Consider the following 22,833-nt stretch of genomic DNA (forward strand, 5'->3'; position numbering starts at 1 on the left):
TCCCGAGCGAAGCGAGGGACTGCCCAGCCCAGGAAAGAGATTGAAGACGAGCTTATGCAGACTGTCGAGACGTTGAACGAAGGCCTCAAGCGCGCCTACACCCTGACGATAACTGCCAAGGACATCGACAAGAAGGTCGAGGCCGAGGTGAAGCGCGTCGCGCCGCAGGTGCGCATGCCGGGCTTCCGCCCTGGCAAGGTGCCTGCCAACCTGATCCGCAAGATGCACGGCGAGGCGCTCGCCGCCGACGCGCTCAACACGTCGATCCAGGAAGGCGTGCAGAAGGTCATCGCCGACAACAAGCTGCGCCCCGCGATGCAGCCGTCGGTCGAGCTCGACGAGGGCTATGAGGCCGGCAAGGACGCCGAGGTCAAGGTCGAGCTCGAGGTGCTGCCCGACGTGCCGACGCCGGCGATCGACGCGCTCAAGCTCGAACGGCTGACGGTGCCGGTCGAGGATTCGGCGGTCGACGAGCAGCTCAAGACCTTCGCCAGCCAGATGAAGAACTGGAAGGACGCCGCCAAGACCCACAAGGCCAAGGAAGGCGATCAGGTCGTGATGGATTTCGTCGGCAAGGTCGACGGCGTCGCCTTCGACGGCGGCACTGGCGAGGACATGGCGGTCGAAATCGGCTCGGGTCGCCTGATTCCGGGCTTCGAGGACCAGATCGTCGGCGTCAAGGCGGGCGACGAGAAGACGATCAACGTCACTTTCCCCGACGATTACAATGCCGAGAATCTGAAGGGCAAGGCCGCGACCTTCGATCTGACGATCAAGAAGGTGCAGGTCTCGGGCGAGAGCAAGATCGACGACGAGCTCGCCAAGTCGATGGGGCTCGAGAGCCTGGAGCAACTCAAGGGCTTGCTCAAGGGCCAGGTCGAGCAGGAGCACAACCAGCTCACCCGCACCCACATGAAGCGCAAGCTGCTCGATCAGCTCGCCGAGGGCCATGATTTCCCGGTGCCGCCGTCGATGGTCGAGGCCGAGTTCAATCAGATCTGGGCCCAGTTGCAGCATGAAGCGAGCCACGAGGAAGACCCCGAGGCGGCGATCAAGGAAATGGAAGCCGAGCGCGACGATTATAAGGCGATCGCCGAGCGTCGCGTGCGCCTGGGCCTGCTGCTCTCCGAGATCGGCCAGGCCAATGGTGTCGAGGTCAGCCAGCAGGAAATGAACCGCCTGATCGCGCAGGCCGCGCAGCAATACGGGCCCGAGGATCGTCAGCGCTTCATCCATTATGTCCAGCAGGAGCCGATGGCCGCGGCCCAGCTGCGCGCGCCGCTCTACGAGGACAAGGTCGTCGACTTCCTGTTCGAAAAGGCCGAGATCAGCGATCGCGAAGTGACGCGCGAGGAGCTGGAAGCGGCGATCGAATCGGAAGATGGCTTCGCCACCGGCACCTACAGCCACGATCACGACCACGACCACGACCACAAGCCGAAGAAGGCGGCGGCGAAAAAGCCCGCGGCCAAGAAGCCGGCTGCCAAGAAGGCGGACGAGCCCAAGGCCGAGGAACCAGCCAAAAAGGCCGCGACCAAGGCGGCGCCGTCAAAGGACGACAAGCCGGCCAAGGCGCCTGCTGCCAAGGCCAAGGCAGACGCGCCGGTGAAGGATGCTGCGCCGAAGAAGGCGCCGGCCAAGAAGGCCGAGACCGCCAAGCCCGTTGCGAAGGCGGCGGCCAAGCCTGCGGTAGAAGCCAAGCCCGCTGCCAAGAAGCCGGCCGCAAAGAAGGCGCCGGCGAAGAAGTAAAAGTCATGTCGGTCGGCCATGGGCGCGTGTCAAAGCACCATGGTCGGCCGCGAGACGGCGGCATAAGACCGGGCGTCACCCTTAACTTGTTTCAGGGTCCATGGACCGCCATTCGCGCCAGTCGCGTCGCCGGCGTCGCACCATGGATGCTGAAGCAAGTTCAGCATGACGGGGTTTATGTCGCGAACTCGGGAATAAGGCGGCCACGGTAACGGGAACCCTTGTTCCGACATCGACGGTGGGGCAGGAGTCGCGCAGGCGGCACCTGCCGCCCGGTGGGCCCGGAGCGAGTCCGGGGTGATGAGGGGGCGACGTGACCGGTCCGAGAATCGCAGTCCTGCTGCCCTGCTATAACGAGGAAACCGCGATCGCGCAGACGGTCGCCGGGTTCCGCAGCGCGCTGCCGGATGCGGCGATCTACGTTTACGACAACAACAGCCGCGATCGCACGATAGAGGTCGCGCGCGCCGCCGGCGCCGTCGTCCGCAGCGAGCGGATGCAGGGCAAGGGCAATGTCGTCCGCCGCATGTTCGCGGACGTCGATGCCGATATCTACGTGATGGCCGATGGCGACGCCACCTATGACGCCGCCTCGGCGCCGGCGCTGATCGCGCGGCTGATCGACGAGCAGCTCGATATGGTCGTCGGCAGCCGCGTCGGCGAAGCGGTCGAGGCCTATCGCCGCGGCCATCGCTTCGGCAATCGCATGCTCACCGGCATGCTTGCTCGTCTGTTCGGACGCAGCTTTTCCGATATCCTGTCGGGCTATCGCGTGTTTTCGCGGCGCTTCGTCAAGAGCTTCCCGGTGCTGTCGTCGGGCTTCGAGATCGAGACCGAGATCAGCGTCCACGCGCTCGAGCTCAAGATGCCCGTTGCGGAGATCGAGACGCCCTATTTCGCGCGTCCCGAAGGCTCGGCCTCGAAACTCAGCACCTATTCGGACGGCTGGCGCATCCTGCGCACGATCGTCACGCTCTATCGGATTGAACGGCCGTTGCTGTTCTTCGGCTGGATCGGCGCGGCGTTTGCGGCGCTGGCAGTGATCCTCGCGGTGCCGCTCGTCATCACTTATATGCACACGCATCTGGTGCCGCGCTTCCCCACCGCGATCCTCGCCACCGGCCTGATGATCCTCGCTTTCCTCAACGGTTTCGCCGGATTGATCCTCGATACCGTGGTGCGCGGCCGCCGCGAAGTCCGCCGCCTGGCCTATCTCGCCCATAAGGCGCCGGGCGTTTGACAGCGGAACGGGGGAAGACCCCTTCAAAAGTTGGATTATCTCTGATCTATCCTGCGCGATGAACCGACACTTGCGCCAGCATCTTCACGCGCAACGGGCGCGCCACTGGCCTCCTCCGATCGTCACCCTGAACTTGTTTCAGGGTCTAAGGGCCGGCATTCGCGCCAGCCGTGCCGCCGTTCGTGCTGAGCTCGTCGAAGCATCGCTTTGTTGTGCACCACGCCTCGCCGGCGCAAAGCCGCCGCCAGCCCGCAGCGCCGGCGGCGCGACTCGTTTCGAAATCGTCGCGCATCGGTCGCCCATGCGCCGCGCCCGTGTCGCGTTGCTGTCGCGTCGTGGTCGCCTCGCAGACGAAAGCCGGCAAAAAGCCTCCGACGCTCTCCACTTTCTCCGCTTTCTCCACTTTGTCCCGATGCTCCCCTGCGAATCGCTGCCCGCGCCGTCAATTTGGTCAACTTCGGTGCGGGCGTTCAACCGGGCTTGAACTCATTCGCGCCAGCGCCGATGTTACAAAGCGAACTCAAGAGGACCTGAGACCCTTCATGCAAAATCCGTTCGAGACCGGTGATTTCATCCAGCCGCTGACCACGCTGACCAACGGCTTGGTGCCGATCGTCATCGAGCAGTCGAATCGCGGCGAGCGCAGCTTCGACATCTTCTCCCGCCTGTTGCGCGAACGGATCGTGTTCGTCACCGGGCAGGTCGAGGACCAGATGGCCTCGCTGATCACCGCGCAATTGCTCTTCCTGGAATCGGAAAACCCCAAGAAGGACATTTATATGTATATCAACTCGCCGGGCGGTGTCGTCACGGCGGGCATGGCGATCCACGATACGATGCAGTATATCCGCCCGCGCGTCGGCACGGTGTGCATCGGCCAGGCGGCGTCGATGGGCAGCTTCCTGCTCGCCGCCGGCGAGCCGGGGATGCGCGTGGCGCTCACCAATGCGCGGATCATGATCCACCAGCCGTCGGGCGGCGCGCAGGGAATGGCCAGCGATATCGAGATTCAGGCGCGCGAAATCCTTCGTATCCGCCACCGGATGAACGAGCTTTACGCGAAATATACCGGCAAGCCGATCGAGGAGATCGAGAAGGCGATGGATCGCGACAAGTTCCTTTCGGCCGAAGAGTCGAAGGAATTCGGCCTGATCGACGAAGTGTTCGACAAGCGCCCCGCGCCGACCGACGATGCGTCGGACGTGGCGAAGCTGCCGAGCGACAAGTCGTAACGGCGCATTTAGGTGATTGTGGTAAGCAGCGTTGCCGGTCTAGAATGATCGGCATGCTCGAACGCGCCCGGGTATGTGTGACGGCGCAAGGATGGATTGAATGACGAAACTCTCTGGCGGCGATAGCAAGAGTACGCTGTATTGCTCGTTCTGTGGTAAATCGCAGCACGAGGTCAGGAAGCTGATCGCCGGCCCGACGGTTTTCATCTGCGATGAATGCGTCGAGCTTTGTAACGACATCATTCGCGAAGAGACCAAATCGGCGCTCGTCTCGAAGAAGGACGGCGGCGTACCGACGCCGCAGGAAATTTGCGACGTGCTCGATGATTATGTGATCGGGCAGAAGCAGGCCAAGCGCGTGCTCTCGGTCGCGGTGCACAATCATTACAAGCGTCTCGCGCACGGCCAGAAGGGCGCCGACGTCGAACTCGCCAAGTCGAACATCCTGCTCGTCGGTCCCACCGGCTGCGGCAAGACGCTGCTGGCGCAGACGCTGGCGCGCATCCTCGATGTGCCGTTCACCATGGCCGACGCGACGACGCTGACCGAGGCCGGCTATGTCGGCGAGGATGTCGAGAACATCATCCTCAAGCTGCTGCAAGCGAGCGACTATAATGTCGAGCGCGCCCAGCGCGGCATCGTCTATATCGACGAGATCGACAAGATCAGCCGCAAGGCCGAGAATCCCTCGATCACCCGCGACGTGTCGGGCGAGGGCGTGCAGCAGGCGCTCTTGAAGATGATGGAGGGCACCGTCGCCTCGGTCCCGCCGCAGGGCGGTCGCAAGCATCCGCAGCAGGAATTCCTCCAGGTCGATACGACCAACATCCTGTTCATCTGCGGCGGCGCTTTCTCGGGTCTCGAGAAGATCATTGGCGACCGATTGCAAGGCAAGTCGATCGGCTTCGGCGCTTATGTCGCTGCGCCGGAAGAAAAGCGCACCGGTGAGGTGCTGCGTCAGGTCGAGCCCGAGGATCTGCTCAAGTTCGGCCTGATCCCCGAATTCGTCGGCCGTCTGCCCGTCATCGCGACGTTGGAAGACCTCGATATCGATGCGCTGGTCAAGATTTTGACCGAGCCGAAGAACGCGCTGGTCAAGCAATATCAGAAGCTGTTCGATCTCGAATCGGTCGGCCTCGGCTTCACCGATGATGCGTTGGTGTCGGTCTCCAAGAAGGCGATCGATCGCAAAACCGGCGCGCGCGGATTGCGCTCGATCCTCGAGGGCATCCTGCTCGACACGATGTTCGATCTGCCGTCGATGGACGGCGTCGACGAAGTGATGATCGACAAGGACGTGGTCGAAGGCCGCAAGGACCCGATCCGCGTCTATGCCAAGAAGGAAAAAGCCAGCGGCGACGCTGCCTGAGGTGGCCGCGGGGGGCGTCACGGCGATCGGCATGGGCCGGTTGCGGCCGCCGCTCTTCCTGTTGGACGACACCGGCCCGATGCTCGGTTACGTGCTGCGCGCGTGGCTGCTCGCGCTGGTGCCGGCGGTCGTCATCGGATCGATAGTCGCTTGGGCGTTTCCCGCAGGTGTGCCGAACTTCGGGGCGATGCCCTATGCGTTCGTCGTCATCTACGGAATCATCGGTGCGCCGCTGATCGAGACGGCATTGATGGCGGGATGGTTGGTGGTCGTCGAGCGGTTCGCCGGATCGATGATAGCGGTGCTCAGCAGTGCGGCACTGTGGGGGGTGATCCACGGGCTCGATTCGATCGATCAGGGCCTGACGGTGGTGTGGCCGTTCCTCATCTTCTCGATCGCGTTCGTCGTATGGCGGCGTCGGGGGATCAACCGCGGACTTCAAGCGGCGGCTTCAATCCACGCGCTTTATAATGCCTCGCTCTTTGCGGCAGCGACGGTGCTGTCTTAGGGATGGCGTTGGCGAAAGGGCAGTGTCATCATCGCGCAATGGCTGACCGTCAACTGCCACACGTCCGCATCGCGGCGCACGCCGATCGACCGGCGGTTGCCGCGATGCTGGCGCGGGCGTTCGCCGACGATCCGGCGATGCGCTTCATTTTCCCCGATCCGGCCGACCGCGCGAAGCGGCTGCCGCGCCTGTTCTCCCTGCTGTTCGATGGCGATGCGCCGGTCGGCATGCGGCTCGTCACCACCGGCACCGAAGCCGCGACCCTGTGGCGCGCGCCGGGCAAGGCGGAGACGGGCATCTGGGAGATGATCCGCCACGCGCCGCGCCTGCTCCACGCGCTCGGCGGCGCGACCGGCCGGGCGCTGCGTGTCGCCAATGCCATCGATGCCCACCACCCGAAAACCGCTTTCTGGTATCTCCACATCGCCGGCTGCGATCCCGCTTTTCAAGGGCGCGGAATCGGTGGCGCCATCATCCGCCATGGCCTTGCGCGCACCGCTGGCGATAACCTCCCCTGTTACCTCGAAACGCCGCTGGAAAAGAATGTCGGTTTCTATCGGGGGCTCGGCTTCGAGCTTGTCGACACTTGGGATGTGCCGCGCGGCGGCCCGCGGTTCTGGTCGATGGCGCGTCAGCCAGGCCCGTGATACAGCACTGTAAATAGGGGAGCATGGAGGGGGCATGCGACGGGGGATTTGCCTGCTGGCGACGGCGGCGTGCGTAGCGATGATGCCGGGCCGAGCGGCGGCGGTGGAACACCATTGCCAAATCGGGAAATTGCTCGATCTGCCGGTGACGATCGTCGACCGCCAGCCCACCGTCGAGGCGACGCTCGATGGTCATGCGCTGCGCCTGGCGGTCGATAGCGGCGCGTTCTTCAGTTCGCTCAGCCCGGGTACGGCGGCGGAATACGGCTTCAAGCGGCACATGGCGCCGCAGGAATTGCGCGTCTACGGTATCGGCGGCGAAGTCGAAACGGACATCACCACGATCGACGATTTCAAGCTCGGCCGGCTCCAGCTTCATCATGTCGAATTTCTCGTCGGCGGCAGCGAGGTCGGGGCAGCGGGATTGTTGGGGCAGAACATCCTTGGCGTCACCGACGTCGAATATGATCTCGGCAACGGGGCGATCCGGCTGATGCGCCCCGAACATTGCGACAAGGATCTCAACCTCGCCTATTGGGCGAAGGGAAAATCGGTGTCGGTCGAGGAGATCGAGCCGGTAAAATCGGCGCAATTCCATACCCAGGGCACGGTCGTGCTCAACGGCGTCAAGCTCAAGGCGATGTTCGATACCGGCGCGGCGGCCACACTGCTGTCCACCCGCGCCGCGGCGCGGGCCGGCGTCAAGCCGGGCAGCCCCGGCGTCGTCGAGGCCGGCTATCAGGGTGGGCTCGGGCGCGGCAATATCGAGACATGGATCGGCTCGTTCGACAGCCTGCAGATCGGCGATGACGAGCGGATCGAGAAGATCAGGCTACGCTTCGGCGATCTTGGCGACATGAACGATATCGATATGCTGATCGGCGCCGATTTTTTCCTGTCACACCGCGTCTATGTCTCGAACAAGCTGCACCGGATGTATTTCACCTACAATGGCGGACCGGTGTTCGATCTGTCGATGAACCGGCCAACCAAGCCTGTCGCCGGCGGCGAACTGACCAGCGCGGCGGCCTATGGCGGACGCGGTATGGCATCCGCCGCGCGACACGAATATGCGGCCGCGCTCGCCGATTTGACCCATGCGGTCGCGCTGGCGCCCGACGATGGCCATTATCGATACCAGCGCGCGACGATCGAACTGGCGATGCATGACGAGAAAGCGGGGAGCGCCGATCTCGACGCGGCGATCGCGCGCTTGCCGGACGATGCCACGGCGAGACTGGCGCGCGCCTGGCTGAGGGTGAAACAGGACGACCATACGGGCGCCGAGGCCGACGCCGATGCCGCCGATCGCATCCTGGCGACGCCGAGCGACACGCGGTTCGAACTCGGCACGCTCTATGACGCGCTTGATCTGTCGAAGCAGGCGATCCGCCAATATGGCATCTGGATCGATGCGCACCCGCGCGACAACAAGCTCGCCACCGCGTACAACAATCGCTGCTGGGCGCGCGTGACGCATGGGATGGATCTCGATGATGCGCTGTCGGACTGCAATCACGGTCTTCACTTGCGACCACACGATCCGAGCATTCTCGACAGCCGCGGTCTCGTTCGCCTCGAGCGCGGCGATTTCGATGATGCGATCGACGATTATGACGATGCGCTGAAGCGCAACCCGAAGATTGCGACGTCGCTCTATGGGCGCGGTGTCGCCAAGCTGCGACTGGGGCAAAGGGCGGCGGGCGATGCCGATATCGCCGCGGCGAAGAAGCTCGACGCCGATATTGCCGCGACGATGAAGGAATATGGCGTTTCGCCGTGAGCGCTCAGAGCAGCCCCGGAATGAAGCGCGCCACACGAGCGGCATAGGCGTCGTAGGCAGGACCGAACATCGCGCGGAGCAGCCTCTCCTCTTCGGCGATCCTGAGCCGGGTGCCGAGCGCGTAGAGCGGCAGCGCGACGATCAGCCGCCACTCGTTGCCGAGTCCGATGGCGAGCGCGAGCAGGATCAGCGCCATCGCGCTGTAGATCGGGTGGCGGACGTAAGCGAACGGGCCGGTGGTGACGAGTTCGTGGTCCGCGCGGGTGCGGGCGACGATGCTCCAGTTGCGGCCCATCGCGCGCGTCGCCCAGACGAACAGCCACACGGCGGCAGCCATCAGCAAGGCGATCGCGGCCGCTTCGATCAGCGCGAGCGGCGACAGCGGGTCGAGCATGGCGTTGCCGGAGCCGAACGACGTCAGCAGGAAAGCGACGCCCTGGATGGCGATGCCGATCATCGAGCGGAGCGAGCGCCGCGACGTCGCGCCATCGGTCTCTCCACGCCTGGCGCGCGCGACGATCACGGCGAGCAGGAACGCGAGGAAGCCCAGCGCCAGTGCCGCAAGGCCGGGAAGGCCGACCGGATAGCTCCGCAATATTCTCACTCCTTCCGATCCGCGTTCCGTCAGTCCGCTGCCTTGGTGCCCGCCCTCTGCGCGGCGAGTTTTGCCTTCCACGCCTGATAAGCGTCGATCGCCGGCTCGTCCTTGAGCACGCGATCATAGGGATCGATCGTGACATGCGCATGCGCGGGAACGATGATCGAGCCCGTGCCGTCGGCCATCGCCAGCTTGGTAATCGCATCGCCGATCTCGACCTCGATCGGCATCGGGAACGGCAGGCCCGCGGGTGCCAGCCAGGTGAGTGTGAGCCTGTCGCCGTCGCGCCGCGCGACGAGTTTGGGAAGCGGCGCCTGGCGCAGATAGACGTCGAAGAACCAGGAATAATCCTTGCCCGTCACCTTGTTGACGTTGGCGATGAACTCGTCGGTCGAGCCGAAGCGTGGCTGGAAATTGCCCGGCTTCGGATCGGGGCGGCCATAGACCTCCAACCGCGTCGCCTCGAAAAAAGCCTTGTCGCCGATCAGGTTGCGCAGCGTATGGAGGATCCATGCGCCCTTGTAATAGATGTCCTGTCCGGGGCCGCCCTTGCTGGGTTCGTAAACCTCTTCCTCGGTGATTACCCGGCCGCGGACGATCGGCACCCGGTTCTCGATCTTGTTGCGCTGATCGAGCATCATCGCGTCGTAGCGCGCCTCGCCCTGCAGCCATCGGCCGTAGAGCGGCTGCATATATTCCTCGAACCCTTCGTGAAGCCAGTAATCGTCCCAATTGGCGGCGGTCAGTTGGTTGCCGAACCATTCGTGGCCGAATTCGTGCTGGAACAGCCAGTCGAAGCCCTCGGGGCCCTTCGCGTAGTGATTGCCATAGGCGTTGATCGTCTGGTGCTCCATGCCCTCATAGGGCGTTTCGACCACGCCCATCTTTTCGTTACCGAAAGGATAGGGGCCGATCATCGTTTCGTAGAAATCGAGCGTCGGCGCGAATTCGGCAAACAATGCCTTGGCCTGTTCCTCCTCGCCGGGCAGGTACCAATAGAACATCGGAATATCGTTGCCATACTGGCTGTGATAGGCGCCCTCGACCACCTCATAAGGGGCGACGTTGAGCGCGATCGCATAGGTGTTGGGATGCGCGATCGACCAGTTCCAGGTGGTGCGGCCATCGGGTAGCGTGTCGACGCCCTTGAGCACGCCGTTCGAGGGCGCCTTGAGCCCTTTCGGCACGGTGATGTGGAGATCGACGCGGCCGGGCTCGCCGGTCGGAAAATCGAGGCACGGCCAGAATATGTCGCAGCCATAGCCTTCGGAGGTGGTGGCGAACCACGTCTTTCCGGCCGGGGTCTTGGCCCAGACCATGCCATCGTCCCACGGCGCCTGAACGGCGACGTGCGGTTGGCCACTGTATGTGATCGTCGTCGAGACGTGGCCGCCGGCTGCAACCGGCGCGGGCAGCGTGATGACGAGGCGACCGTCGGGATTGGCCCAGGCGTCTTGCGGCAGCGGCTTGCCGTCGATCGCGACCGCCTGCGGACCGAGATTGTGGTCGAGATCGATAACCAGCCTGGTCAGTGGAGCCTTGGCGGTGAAGGACAGGGTGGCAATGCCATTCAGCGTCTCGGTCTTGGGGATGACCTCGAAGCGCAGGTTGGCGACGTCGAATTGCAGTTTCGCCTGATCAGGATCGATCGGGCCGCCCGATCTTTGCGTCTGCGCGGTGAGCGGAGGCTCTCCTTTGGCCGGCAGGGTCGCAGTCTGCGCGTCGACGCCGGCCGCGATCGAAAGCAGCCCGCTGGCGACAAGCAGATGCGGCAATATTGCCTTCATCGTCATGCGGTTACGCGCGCCCGATTGATGCCGTGGCCGGCGCCACCATATAAGGAGCAAAGCGCGTCCGAATCCGGACGTATCGGAGTGTTCATGACCCAAAGTTTTCCCGTTCTTCCCCTGCGCGACATCGTCGTCTTTCCCAATATGATCGTGCCGTTGTTCGTCGGCCGCGACAAGTCCGTCGCCGCGCTGGAAGCGGCGATGACCGCCGACAAGGAGATCTTCCTGATCGCGCAGCTCGATCCGTCGGAGGACGATCCCGGCCGCGATGATCTGTATGACGTCGGCGTCAGCGCGACGGTGTTGCAGCTCCTCAAGTTGCCTGACGGCACGGTCCGGGTGCTCGTCGAGGGCAAGGAGCGCGCTCGCCTCGAGATGCTTGAGGAAACCGGCGATTACCTGACCGGCACGGTCGAGCCGGTCGAGGATCAGGGCGAGCTCGATCGCGCCGATCGTGAGATCAAGGCGTTGATGCGTTCGGTGATCGAGCAGTTCGAGAATTATGCCAAGCTGAATCGCAAGCTGCCGGCCGAAACCGCGGTGCAGCTTTCCGAGATCGACGACGCCTCGCGGCTCGCCGATGCGATCGCGGGGAACATCTCGATCAAGGTTTCCGACAAGCAGACGCTGCTTGTCGAGCGCGATCCGGCCAAGCGGCTGGAAATGGCGTTCGCCTTCATGGAAGGCGAGCTCGGCGTGTTGCAGGTGGAGAAGAAGATCAAAAGCCGCGTCAAGCGCCAGATGGAGAAGACGCAGCGCGAATATTATCTCAACGAGCAGCTGAAGGCGATCCAGCGCGAGCTTGGCAACGAGGGCGACGAGGGCGAGGGCGACGAGATCGCCGAACTGACCCAGAAGATCGCCAAGCTCAAGCTCTCCAAGGAAGCGCGGAGCAAGGCGACGGCCGAGCTCAAGAAGTTGAAGACGATGGCGCCGATGTCCGCCGAGGCGACCGTCGTGCGCAACTATCTCGACGTGCTGCTGGGGCTGCCGTGGGGCAAGAAATCCAAGCTCAAGAAGGATATCGAGGCGGCGCAGGCGGTGCTCGACGAGGACCATTATGCGCTCGAAAAGGTCAAGGACCGGATCGTCGAATACCTCGGCGTCCAGGCGCGGACCAACAAGCTGAAGGGGCCGATCCTGTGCCTCGTCGGCCCGCCCGGCGTCGGCAAGACCTCGCTCGGCAAGTCGATCGCCAAGGCCACGGGGCGCGAGTTCGTGCGGCAGTCGCTGGGCGGCGTGCGCGACGAGGCCGAGATCCGCGGCCATCGGCGAACCTATATCGGCTCGCTGCCCGGCAAGATCGTGACCAATCTGCGCAAGGCGGGAACGAGCAACCCGCTGTTCCTGCTCGACGAGATCGACAAGCTGGGCCAGGATTTCCGCGGCGACCCGGCGTCGGCGCTGCTCGAGGTGCTCGATCCCGAACAGAACAACAAGTTCCAGGATCATTATCTGGAAATCGACATCGATCTGTCCGACGTGATGTTCGTCACCACGGCGAACACGCTCAACCTGCCGCAGCCGCTGCTTGACCGGATGGAGATCATCCGGCTCGAGGGCTATACGGAGGACGAGAAGGTCGAGATCGCCGAGCGGCACCTGATCGCCAAGCAGGTCGAGATGCACGGGCTGAAGGACGGTGAGTTCACGCTGACCAACGAGGGGCTGCGCGACCTCATTCGTTATTATACGCGTGAGGCGGGGGTTCGTACGCTGGAGCGCGAGATTGCCAAGCTGGCGAGGAAGGGGCTGCGCCGCATCCTCGAAGGCAAAGCCGAGAGTGTGACGATCACGCCGGAGAACCTCGCCGATTTCGCGGGTGTGCGGAAATTCCGCTTCGGCCTGTCGGAAGAGGAGCACCAGATCGGCGCGGTGACCGGGCTCGCCTGGACCGAGGTCGGCGGCGAGTTGCTGACGATCGAGAGCGTCACCGTGCCCGGCAAGGGCGCGATCAAGACGACCGGCAAGCTCGGCGACGTGATGAAGGAATCGGTGGAAGCCGCGTTCAGCTTCGTCAAGGCGCGCAGCCCCAGCTACGGCATCAAGCCGAGCCTGTTCGCGCGCAAGGATATCCACGTCCACCTGCCCGAGGGCGCAGTGCCCAAGGACGGGCCCTCGGCGGGGATCGGCCTGGTCACCTCGATCGTCTCGACGCTGACCGGCGTCGCGGTGCGCAAGGATATCGCGATGACCGGCGAGGTTACGCTGCGCGGCCGCGTGCTGCCGATCGGCGGCTTGAAGGAGAAGCTGCTCGCGGCGCTGCGCGGCGGCATCAAGACGGTGCTGATCCCGAGCGAGAACGAAAAGGATCTCACGGAAATCCCCGCCAATGTCCGCGAAGGGCTGGAGATCGTGCCGGTCGCGCATGTCGACGAGGTTCTGCGGCTGGCTCTCGTCGATGTGCTTGAGCCGATCGATTGGAGCGAGGCGGACGAACTGGCGGCGCAGCCGCCGGCTGCGGTTCCCGGAATCGGCGGCGAAATGCATCATTGAGGGACGGTTGCCCGTGATTCCTGCGCTTTCGGGCGTGGAAATCACGGTTTTGCTTTGACTCGCGCGTGCCGACTCGCCTTAACTGTGCAACCGGCTTCGGCCGCGAATCCATTCCAGTCACGGTAAACCAGGGGGTTCCATCGGCATGAACAAACAAGAACTGATCGGCGACGTTGCCGACAAGTCCGGCCTCAGCAAGGGCGACGCCAGCAAGGCGGTCGAGTCTGTATTCGATTCGATCACAGCGGCGCTCAAGAAGGGCGATGAAGTCCGTCTCGTCGGCTTTGGCACCTTCTCGGTTTCGAAGCGCAAGGCCTCGACCGGCCGCAATCCGCGCACCGGCGAACCGATGACGATCAAGGCGTCGACCCAGCCGAAGTTCAAGGCGGGCAAGGGCCTCAAGGACGCGGTCAACTGATCGCTTGCCGGGGCTGGACAAGCCCCGGCCGGCTGCCTAAGGGCAGCGCGACGCAGCAGGCGCCGGGGCAACCGGCGCCGCTTCGTTTTTCGGGCGCGTAGCTCAGTGGTAGAGCACTGTGTTCACACCGCAGGGGTCGCTGGTTCAATCCCAGCCGCGCCCACCATATACAAGAGCCGGTTCGCTGCCGCGAGCCGGCTCTTTGTCGTTGTCGGTCAGGGCTGAACGAGCCTCGGCAGCAACGATCACCATGTCGATCGGCGCGAATTCGTGTTCGCCATCGTGGCCGGCGCGGCGGCAGCAGACATAGCCGCCAGATGCCATGCCGGCGAGGCAATGCTCGCCTTCCCGCAAGATCACCAGCGAAATCATGGTTGCACGACGGACGCGACAATATTGGCCATCAGTCCTTCCCGGTCTGAAGCCCACCCCACGTCCGCACCCTATATGGACGATGGCGTCATAGCACTAATCTCGATCAGTTGCACCTGTGTTGCCCTCGCGCAATGTCATGTAACTGTCACTTGAATGTCATCCATGAGTCTCCGAACTCGCATCAAACCGTCATCCACGACGTCTAGCCCGGCGCCGGGATCGACAGGGGGAACCGAGTCGATCTGAGGCGCGCCATCCGTGCGCCGACGCCAACGAAACGCGATCGATCGGAGATAGTATGACCAGCTTCAAGCGTGTCGGGATGATCCTGCTCAGCGGCACCGCGGTGGCCGCGCTGTCGGCGTGCGGCGCCGACGACATTGCGTCGCCCGGCAGCGGCGGCAACATCACCATCAATAACCCGGCGCCCTCACCGTCGCCGAGCCCCAGCCCGAGCCCCAGCCCGAGCCCGACCCCGGGTGTGACGCCGGCGGCGGACTGTCCGACCGGCACGACCAAGGGGGATACCAACGGCACCACGATCACCGGCCCGACCGGCGAGTATCTGATCTGCACGCTGCCCGCGAAGATCAGCTCGAATCTCGAGCTGCCGTATGAGCAGGGCTTGCTCTATCGCATGGCTGGCCGTGTCGACGTCGGTGACGATGGCGGCCCGACCAAGACCGCGAGCGACACCAATGTCACGCTGAAGATCGATCCGGGCGTCATCATCTATGCCGATGCCGGCCCGACGTGGCTCGCAGTCAATCGCGGCAACAAGCTCAACGCCGTCGGCACCGCCGACAAGCCGATCATCTTCACCAGCAAGGACAACGTCCTTGGCCTGACGTCCGATAGCTCTTCGGGCCAGTGGGGCGGCGTCGTGCTGATGGGCCGCGGTCAGGTCACCGATTGCGAGAGCCCCTCGGCGACCCCGGGCACCACCGCCTGCGAGCGCCAGACCGAAGGCGCGGCCGATCCTGCTGTTTATGGCGGCGACGACAACGTTACCAGCAGCGGCGATCTGGAATATATCCAGATCCGCTATTCGGGTTACGCGCTGTCGCCGGATAACGAGCTGCAGTCGCTGACGCCGGAAGCAATCGGCAGCGACACCGTGATCGACCATTACATGTCGTACAACAGCTCGGACGACGGCGCCGAATTCTTCGGCGGCCATCCGCACCTCAAGCACTATATCGTCGTCGGCGACGAAGACGATGCGATGGACAGCGATACCGGCACCAAGGCGCGCTTCCAATATGCGATCGTGGTGCAGCGCCAGGGCATCGGCGACACGATGATCGAGGCCGATACCGACAACGCGACCGCATCGGACATTCCGCGGCAGGATACCCGCGTTTCCAACTTCACCTTCATCGATCGTTCGCCGAACAATTCGGACAAGGCGTCGATCCTGCTGCGCGGCCAGACCGATTATTCGCTGCTCAACGGCATCCTGGTGAGCCCGGACAATCCCTGCCTGCGCATCAGCGACCCGGCGACGCTCCAGGCTGCCGATGCCTCGAAGGACGAAAATGGCCCGCCGGTGTTCAAGTCGATGGTGATGCAGTGTGCATCGACCAAATATGTCGGCAGCGACACCAACGGCACAGTGACGGCGGCGCAGGTCGAGGCTGCGTTCGGATCGGGCAGCAACAACAACAACGACTCTTTCACGCCCTCGCTGACGGATACGATCATCGATGGCGCCAACGAGTTGGCGGTACCGGTTTCCGACCCGAAGGCGTCGGACCCGTTCTTCGACACCGTGTCGTATATCGGCGCGGTCAAGGACGCCAACGACACCTGGTACAAGGGCTGGACCTGCAACAGCGCTGCGGTCGATTTCGGATCGACCAACGGTGCCTGCACGACCTTGCCCGTTTACGACAACTGAGCCGACGCGTGACGAAAGGGGGTGGGGCGGTGCCACGGCAGCGCCTCACCCCTGCTTGACTGTTTTCAAGGGGGTTTCGGGATGAACAAGATGCTGGCGCTCGGGCGTTTGTTGTTGGCGACGTCGGCGATCGTCGCACCTGCCATGGCATGGGCGCAGACCTCGCCGGGCACGTCGGGTATCGACACGCCGCAGCCGCAGCCGGATACGACGCAGACGCCGAGCGCAATCGAGCAGACCGGTGCGCCGCCCGCCGATAGCGGCGCGCAGGAGCAGCCGGACGTATCGGTGCCGGGCGGCGATATCGTGGTGATCGGCCGGCACACGGTCAATATCGAGCAGGCGACCCCGCAGGTCGTCTCGGTGCTATCCTCGGCGGATATCGCGCGCACCGGCGAGGGCGATATTGCCGGAGCGTTGTCGCGTGTCACGGGCCTCAGCGTTGTCGGCAACGGCTATGTCTATGTCCGCGGCCTCGGCGATCGCTACTCGCTGGCGCTGTTGAACGGCCTGCCGCTGCCGAGCCCCGAGCCGCTCAAGCGCGTCGTGCCGCTCGACATCTTCCCGACTAACGTGATCGATTCGTCGCTGGTACAGAAAAGCTATTCGGCGAATTTCCCCGGTGAGTTCGGCGGCGGCGTCATCAACCTCACCACCAAGGCGGCGCCACGCGAGGGCTTCATCTCGATCGGCGGCAGCATCGGCGGTGATACCTACACCACCGGCAACCTCGGCTATACCTATTACGGCAGCCCGACCGATTGGACCGGCTTCGACAATGGCCAGCGCGACAATCCGCCGGCGCTGAAGGCGTTCCTCAACAGCGGCAAGACGTTGCCCGAACTGTCGCAGGACGATCGCGAAGCGCTGGCCTCGCAGCTTGTCGTCGGCCGCATCGACGTGGTGCAGCGCAACAACAATATCCCGGTCAACTGGAACGGGAATGTCACCGCCGGCAAGACCTTCGACCTCGGCGGTGCCTCGCTCGGGTTGATCGCCACGGCGGGCTATTCCAACAAATGGCGGACTCGCGACACCACCAATCAGACCGCGAGCAACGCCGATCTTTCTAGCCTTGCGACTGATTATCAGCGCATCATCACCGACAATCGCGTCGTCGTCGACGGCCTGTTCGGTGCGGGCCTCGAGTTCGGCGAGAACAAGATCCGCTGGACCAATCTATTCATCCGCGACACGCTGAAGGACACGCGCCTGGCCAAGGGCGAGACCTTCTACAATGGCTACAAGCGGATGATCCAGAACACCGCCTGGTACGAGCGGCAACTGATCGATTCGCAATTGGTTGGTGAGTTCAAGTTCGGCGCGGTCGATCTCGACGCACGGCTCGGCTACGCCAATTCGAAGCGCAACGCGCCGTACGAAAGCGAGTTCGGCTACTCGCTGGTCGAAGCGGGCCCGTATGCAGGCAATTATGTCAACGTGCTCGATAGCCAGTCGGGCAATGCGGCGGTATCGTTCTCCAAGCTCAACGAGAATTTGTGGTCCGGCGGGCTCGACATCACGATGCACGCCGCCGACAATTTCGCGCTGACCGCGGGCGCCGCTTATACCGACCAGCGGCGCACATCGAGCCGTCGCGAGTTCGATTACTTCCTGCAGAACCGCACTGCCGACGGTTTCGGGTTCAATATCAACAATCCGGGGCCGGTGTCACTGTTCCGGCCGGACTATCTGCTCGAACCGACAGTCATCAAATATTACAACGTCGACATTTCCGAGCCGACCCAGGCCTCCGCGGCGTTCGGCGCGACCCTGCGCAACAATGCCGCCTATCTGCAGGGTGACTGGCACATCAACGATGCGCTCGAACTAAACGTCGGCGCGCGTTACGAACATGCCGTCGAGACGGTCGATCCGCTGCAGGTGTTCGACGTGCCGGTCAGTTCCACCGCGGGCAACCGGATCGATCGCGACTATCTGCTGCCATCGGCTACGCTGACGTGGCAGATCGCGCCTGAAATGCAGCTGCGTTTCAATGGTTCGAAGACGATCGCGCGGCCCCAGTTCCGCGAATTGCTCTACCAGCGGTTCTACGATCCCGACACCAACCGCGATTATTACGGCAACCCCAATCTGGTCGACAGCCAGCTGTATAACGTCGAAGCGCGATACGAATGGTATTTCGCGCGTGAACAGCATGTCTCGCTCGCGGTATTTGCCAAGCGGATCAATCATCCGATCGAGCAATATCTCTATACCGACGGCAATACCTATTTCTCGAGCTTTGCCAACGCCCCCAAGGCGCGTCTGTACGGTGTCGAGGCCGAGGTGCAGAAGCATTTCGATCTGTTCGCCACGCGGCGGGCCGTGATTGTCGCCAACTACACCTATTCGCATTCGCGGGTATCGGTCGGCGATAACGACACGACGATCAACAATCTCGGCCGCGAGATCGCGGCAACCGACCTGTTCAAGGACGGGCGCCCGCTCACCGGCCAATCGGATCACGTCGCCAACCTGCAGATCGGGCTCGAGGATACCGACCACCTTTCGCAGCAGACCTTCATCCTGTCCTATGCGAGCAAGCGGTTGACCGATCGCGGCCCCGGCGCGCAGCCGGACGTCTACGAATATCCCGGTTTCGACCTGGATTTCGTCGCGCGGCAGGGGATCACGATCGGCGGCGTGGATTTCGAGGTGAAGCTCGACATCCGCAACATCACCGGGACCAAGTACAAGGAATACCAGCAGGTTGGCGACAACAAGGTCTATTGGAACCTGTACGATGTCGGCACCAGCGGATCGATCGGGCTCAGCCTGAAGCTCTGACCGTCTGAAAAGGGGAAAGGCCCCGGTCGCATCAAAGGAGCGGCCGGGGTCACGTTATCCCCAGGGGCGTTCGCGAAACCACTTGGTGATGACGTATTTGGTGCCCTCTCGAACCTTCATGCCATGATGGATCGTCGAAGGGTTGCCCGATCCATCGGGCCTGAGGTTGTTCCAGGCGAGCAATTTGCCGGCTTCGGGCTGGACGATTTTGTTGACCGCCTTGAACCGCGTCGCGCCGCCGGCGCCCGGCTCGTTCAAGTAGATCATCGCCGTCCAGGTGCGATTGCCGGCGATCGAGCAATATTTCTGGAAGTCCTGCCCGCGCGGATCGAAATAATCGGTATGTGCCTTGAATTCCTGGCCAACGGCGTAGCGCTGACCCTGGATCGGCTCGCCATGCGCGGGGTCGAGCCCAGTAAACGCGATGATCCGCGCCTCGACCGCGGCGACGATAGGATCGCTCTTGTCGAGATCGCAAGTTTCGCTGGTACGGAACGAGGCGTCGCCATTGTAATCGGAGACGGTCGAGGGGCGGCGCTTGGCATCGATCATATCGATCAGCGCGGCGCACAGCTCGGGCTCGAGAAAATCGCGCTTGAGAAACAGCGTCAGCTTGGGGTTGGGCACCTTCTGCACGTTCGCATGCGACTGGATGAACGCCACTACAGGTTCGGACGGATAGCCCGAACCGAACGTCTCGGGCGGCGGAGCGGGATTCGCGAGGCTGGCCATGGCGGCATTTTGCCAAATGGCGTTCGCCGGCGCCAGAGCGGAGGCAAATCGCCACACGCTCGCCCAAAACATTTCACAGCGCAGCGATCAGTCTGTAACAGGAGCCCGGACGAGCGGAGTCCGGGGATAGGGTTCGCATGCGATTGGTGTTGAGTGGCCGCGCGCGCGCGTTGCTCCGGCGGTTGCCGAGGGCGAACGTCTATTCGCTCGCGGAGATCGTGTTGATTGCGTTGCTTGCGGTGCAGTGCGCGCGGTTGGTGTGGGTGATCGTCACCCCGGTGACGCCGCTTGGCGACTGGCGCCCGGCGCAGCCGGGGGGCGCTTCCGCCGGATTGCTCGGTGGATTCGATCCGTTTTTTCGCTTTTCGGGCAACGAGGACAAGCCGGCGGCGGTCACGTCGTTGCAACTCACGCTTTACGGCATTCGCGTCAACGAGGCCACCGGCGGCGGCTCGGCGATCATTGCCGGTCCCGACGGCGAACAGAAGAGCGTCGCGGTCGGCGGTGAAATCATGCCAGGGGCGACGCTGAAGGCGGTCGCCTTCGATCACATCACGATCGATCGCGGCGGCACGATCGAGGATCTCTACATCGATCAGTCGAAGCCGGTAACGCCAAGCGCACCCACCGCCGGTGCCGCTCCCGAACAACAGCATCTGTCGTTTTCTGATATCAAATCGCAAGGACTGACGCTGGCGCAGATCACCAGCGGGATCGGTTTCATCCCGCGCATCGATGACGGCCGGATCACCGGCCTGGTGCTACGCCCCAATGGCGACGGCCAGGCTTTTGCCAAGGCGGGGCTGCAGCAGGGCGACATCGTCACCGAAGTGATGGGCAAACCCGTCACCGGGCCCGACGACATCGCGAACCTCAAGGGACGCTTCGACAATGGCGGCATCCTTTCGCTGATGGTCGAACGCGGCGCCAAGAAAATTCCTATCGGCATCAACGTGACGGGTTCATGAAGAAGATAACACTGGTTCCGGCCATCGCTCTGGCGCTCGCATCGCCGGCGGTCGCGCAATTATCCCTGAACGTGCGCGATGCCGATATCCGCGCATTCATCGCCGACGCCGCACAGGCGACGGGGCGGACGTTCATCATCGACAATCGCGTCAACGGCAAGGTGACAGTGGTGACCGATCATCCGCTGTCGAAATCGCAATATTTCGAGATTTTCCTCTCGACGCTGCGTGCCAATGGCCTGGTCGCGGTGCCGACGTCGGGCGGCGCGTTCCGCATCCAGCCGATCGACAACGCCGCTTCGCAACCAACCCCGGTGGGTAGCCGCGCGGCGGCGCGCGACAGTTTCATCACCGATATCGTCCGGCTGCGGTCGATCGATGCACAATCGGCGCTCGACACGGTCAAGCCGCTGGTCAGCCCGCAAGGATCGGTAACCGCCAACAAGGCGGGCAATTCGCTGGTGATCGTCGATTTCGCCGATAACGTCCATCGTATCCGCCAGGTGATCGCCGGCATCGATACCGATCAGGCCTCGACGCGCGTCGTGCCGCTCAAGAACGCAGGCGCGCGGGAAATCGCCACGGCATTGAAGGGCTTGATCGGCGATGGTGGCGGACAGAATGGCACACCCGGCGTTCAGGTCGTATCGGTCGACAGCTCTAACTCGGTGGTGCTGAGAGGCGATCCCAATACGGTTTCGCGGCTGGCGACGGTGGCGGCACAGCTCGACCAGAAGGCCGAAGCCGGAACCGAGATTCGTGTCGTGTTCCTCGAGAATGCCGACGCGGCGCAGCTTCTCCCGGTGCTTCAGGAACTCGTCGGCGAGCAGCCGAGCGCAATTCCCGATGAAGATCAGGCGATCACGTCTAATTTCCTGTCGCAATCGGGCAGCGGTTCGAGCGGGGTCAGCCAATTGCAGCCGAGCGCCAATCGAACGTCGACGCCGACACCCACCCCGGCGGCGAGCCAGAGCAACAGTAATGGCGAGAATGGCACCAACAAGCCGGCGATCGTCGGCGAGGGCGGGCGCACGGCGGCAGTCGTCACGCGCTTTGCCGGGGCCAATGCGATCGTCATCGCCGGGCCGCCCGAGGTGCAGCGCCAGCTTTCCGAAGTGATCCGGCAACTCGATACGCGGCGTCAGCAGGTGCTCGTCGAGGCAGTGGTCGCCGAGGTGTCGGACAATGCCGCGAAGCAGCTCGGCGTACAGTTCCTGCTCGGCAATCTGAAGGGCGGGGCGTTCGCGGCGACCAATTATTCGACCTCGGCGCCGAGCCTGCTGTCGATTGCCGGTGCGATCGGCGCGCGGAAGCTGGCGACATCGACGACTACCGTTACCGACGGCGGCACGACGATTACCGGCCAGGATACCACGATCAGCGATCAACTCGCGCAATCGGCGGTGAGCTCGATCCTCGGTACCAACGGCGGCTTCTTCGGCGGCGGCGCGCAGATCGGCGATACGATCCTGGGCGGTATCATCAACGCGGTGAAGAGCGATACACAGTCGAACCTGCTGCAATCGCCTTCGGTGGTGATGCTGGACAACACGCCGTCGCATCTGCTGGTCGGGCAAGAGGTGCCGATCACCACCGGCAAGGCACTTTCGGATAATTTCGACAACGCCTTCCAGACGATCCAGCGCGAGAATGTGGGTATCGAGCTCGACGTCAAGCCGCAGATCAATTCGAGCGGGACGATCAAGCTGTTCCTTCACCAGACGGTGAGCTCGATCGCCGGGCCGGTGTCGAGCGACAATAGCGAGTTGATCATCAACAAGCGCGAAGTGCAGACCACGATGACGGTCGATGACGGCCAGATCGCGGTGATCGGCGGGCTGCTTGACGACAACGAGCGGCGGACGCTGGAGAAGATTCCTTATCTCAGCGACATCCCGCTGCTCGGCAATTTGTTCAAATCGCATTCGAAGAGTCATACCAAGACCAATCTGATGATCTTCATCCGGCCGACGATCTTGCGCACGGCGGACGATACGCAGAAAGTAACCGAGCAGCGCTACGGCTATCTCCGCGCGGTGCAGGGACAGATGAACCCCGACCAGGAACCGAGCATCGACCAACTCGTTCGCGACTATATGGGCGCGGCGCCTCCGACTCCGCCGGCGCCGCTGCCTGGCAACATCCACGATCCCCAGATCATGGTGCCAACGGTGCGCAGCTCCACCGAGGTGATTCGCCCGGCGAAGAGGGAGCAATGAAGATAGCACGAGGCGATGA

At 63.3% G+C, this 22,833-nt stretch carries 17 protein-coding genes and 1 tRNA gene; 14 read left to right on the forward strand and 4 right to left on the reverse strand.

Annotated elements, in window-relative coordinates:
- The first annotated feature begins 54 nt into the window (after nucleotides 1-54).
- The 7 genes from tig to K7G81_RS05230 all read left to right on the forward strand — a co-directional run bounded on the left by tig (nucleotide 55) and on the right by K7G81_RS05230 (nucleotide 8,528).
- Nucleotides 55-1,749, forward strand: a complete 1,695-nt coding sequence (gene tig, locus K7G81_RS05200; RefSeq protein WP_223029689.1) for a trigger factor — start codon at nucleotides 55-57, stop codon at nucleotides 1,747-1,749.
- Nucleotides 1,750-2,062: 313 nt separating this feature from the next.
- Nucleotides 2,063-2,989 (forward strand): glycosyltransferase family 2 protein, encoded by a 927-nt coding sequence (locus K7G81_RS05205; RefSeq protein ID WP_223029690.1) that lies wholly within the window; start codon nucleotides 2,063-2,065, stop codon nucleotides 2,987-2,989.
- Between the two features lie 542 nt (nucleotides 2,990-3,531).
- Nucleotides 3,532-4,221, forward strand: a complete 690-nt coding sequence (clpP, locus tag K7G81_RS05210) for an ATP-dependent Clp endopeptidase proteolytic subunit ClpP (RefSeq protein WP_223029691.1) — start codon at nucleotides 3,532-3,534, stop codon at nucleotides 4,219-4,221.
- 100 nt (nucleotides 4,222-4,321) lie between these two features.
- Nucleotides 4,322-5,590 carry an ATP-dependent Clp protease ATP-binding subunit ClpX gene (gene clpX, locus K7G81_RS05215; protein ID WP_223029692.1) on the forward strand — a complete coding sequence of 423 codons (1,269 nt, stop codon included), beginning with the start codon at nucleotides 4,322-4,324 and terminating at the stop codon, nucleotides 5,588-5,590.
- Nucleotide 5,591: 1 nt separating this feature from the next.
- Entirely contained in the window at nucleotides 5,592-6,098 is a 507-nt protein-coding gene (locus K7G81_RS17980) for a CPBP family glutamic-type intramembrane protease (RefSeq protein WP_223029693.1), read from the forward strand.
- A 38-nt stretch (nucleotides 6,099-6,136) separates the two neighbouring features.
- Entirely contained in the window at nucleotides 6,137-6,745 is a 609-nt protein-coding gene (locus K7G81_RS05225) for a GNAT family N-acetyltransferase (protein ID WP_255586632.1), read from the forward strand.
- A 34-nt stretch (nucleotides 6,746-6,779) separates the two neighbouring features.
- Nucleotides 6,780-8,528 (forward strand): aspartyl protease family protein, encoded by a 1,749-nt coding sequence (locus K7G81_RS05230; protein WP_223029694.1) that lies wholly within the window; start codon nucleotides 6,780-6,782, stop codon nucleotides 8,526-8,528.
- Nucleotides 8,529-8,532: 4 nt separating this feature from the next.
- Here K7G81_RS05230 and K7G81_RS05235 read toward each other — a convergent pair whose 3' ends face one another.
- Complete coding sequence (locus K7G81_RS05235) at nucleotides 8,533-9,132, reverse strand: methyltransferase family protein (RefSeq protein WP_223029695.1); 600 nt, start codon at nucleotides 9,130-9,132, stop codon at nucleotides 8,533-8,535.
- Between the two features lie 20 nt (nucleotides 9,133-9,152).
- Nucleotides 9,153-10,919: a M1 family metallopeptidase gene (locus K7G81_RS05240; protein ID WP_439649524.1), complete on the reverse strand. Its 1,767-nt coding sequence runs from the start codon at nucleotides 10,917-10,919 to the stop codon at nucleotides 9,153-9,155.
- 87 nt (nucleotides 10,920-11,006) lie between these two features.
- Between K7G81_RS05240 and lon the strand changes: the two genes are divergently transcribed.
- The 3 genes from lon (at nucleotide 11,007) to K7G81_RS05255 (ending at nucleotide 13,996) form a co-directional block, all read left to right on the forward strand.
- Complete coding sequence (lon, locus tag K7G81_RS05245; protein WP_223029696.1) at nucleotides 11,007-13,412, forward strand: endopeptidase La; 2,406 nt, start codon at nucleotides 11,007-11,009, stop codon at nucleotides 13,410-13,412.
- 145 nt (nucleotides 13,413-13,557) lie between these two features.
- Nucleotides 13,558-13,830 (forward strand): HU family DNA-binding protein, encoded by a 273-nt coding sequence (locus tag K7G81_RS05250; protein WP_223029697.1) that lies wholly within the window; start codon nucleotides 13,558-13,560, stop codon nucleotides 13,828-13,830.
- A 91-nt stretch (nucleotides 13,831-13,921) separates the two neighbouring features.
- A tRNA-Val gene (locus tag K7G81_RS05255) sits at nucleotides 13,922-13,996 on the forward strand.
- Here K7G81_RS05255 and K7G81_RS05260 read toward each other — a convergent pair.
- Nucleotides 13,975-14,190, reverse strand: coding sequence for a hypothetical protein (locus K7G81_RS05260; RefSeq protein WP_223029698.1), 216 nt, complete (start codon nucleotides 14,188-14,190; stop codon nucleotides 13,975-13,977). The two genes, K7G81_RS05255 and K7G81_RS05260, sit on opposite strands and share 22 nt — an antisense overlap.
- Before the next feature lie 313 nt (nucleotides 14,191-14,503).
- On the opposite strand from K7G81_RS05260, the gene K7G81_RS05265 reads away from it, so the two are divergent.
- Both K7G81_RS05265 and K7G81_RS05270 read left to right on the forward strand, forming a co-directional pair.
- Nucleotides 14,504-16,105 carry a beta-helix domain-containing protein gene (locus K7G81_RS05265; protein WP_223029699.1) on the forward strand — a complete coding sequence of 534 codons (1,602 nt, stop codon included), beginning with the start codon at nucleotides 14,504-14,506 and terminating at the stop codon, nucleotides 16,103-16,105.
- 81 nt (nucleotides 16,106-16,186) lie between these two features.
- A complete protein-coding gene (locus K7G81_RS05270; RefSeq protein WP_223029700.1) occupies nucleotides 16,187-18,895 on the forward strand; it encodes a TonB-dependent receptor domain-containing protein in 2,709 nt (902 codons plus the stop codon).
- A gap of 54 nt (nucleotides 18,896-18,949) precedes the next feature.
- Here K7G81_RS05270 and K7G81_RS05275 read toward each other — a convergent pair whose 3' ends face one another.
- On the reverse strand, nucleotides 18,950-19,627 hold the full coding sequence (locus K7G81_RS05275; protein ID WP_223029701.1) for a prolyl hydroxylase family protein: 678 nt from the start codon (nucleotides 19,625-19,627) through the stop codon (nucleotides 18,950-18,952).
- A gap of 137 nt (nucleotides 19,628-19,764) precedes the next feature.
- Between K7G81_RS05275 and K7G81_RS05280 the strand changes: the two genes are divergently transcribed.
- A complete protein-coding gene (locus tag K7G81_RS05280) occupies nucleotides 19,765-20,595 on the forward strand; it encodes a type II secretion system protein N (RefSeq protein WP_223029702.1) in 831 nt (276 codons plus the stop codon).
- Entirely contained in the window at nucleotides 20,592-22,814 is a 2,223-nt protein-coding gene (gene gspD / locus K7G81_RS05285) for a type II secretion system secretin GspD (protein WP_223029703.1), read from the forward strand. The genes K7G81_RS05280 and gspD overlap by 4 nt, the downstream gene beginning before the upstream one ends.
- The last annotated feature ends 19 nt before the right edge of the window (nucleotides 22,815-22,833 follow it).

The organism is Hephaestia mangrovi (genome assembly GCF_019880555.1).
Lineage (GTDB): Bacteria > Pseudomonadota > Alphaproteobacteria > Sphingomonadales > Sphingomonadaceae > Sphingomonas > Sphingomonas mangrovi.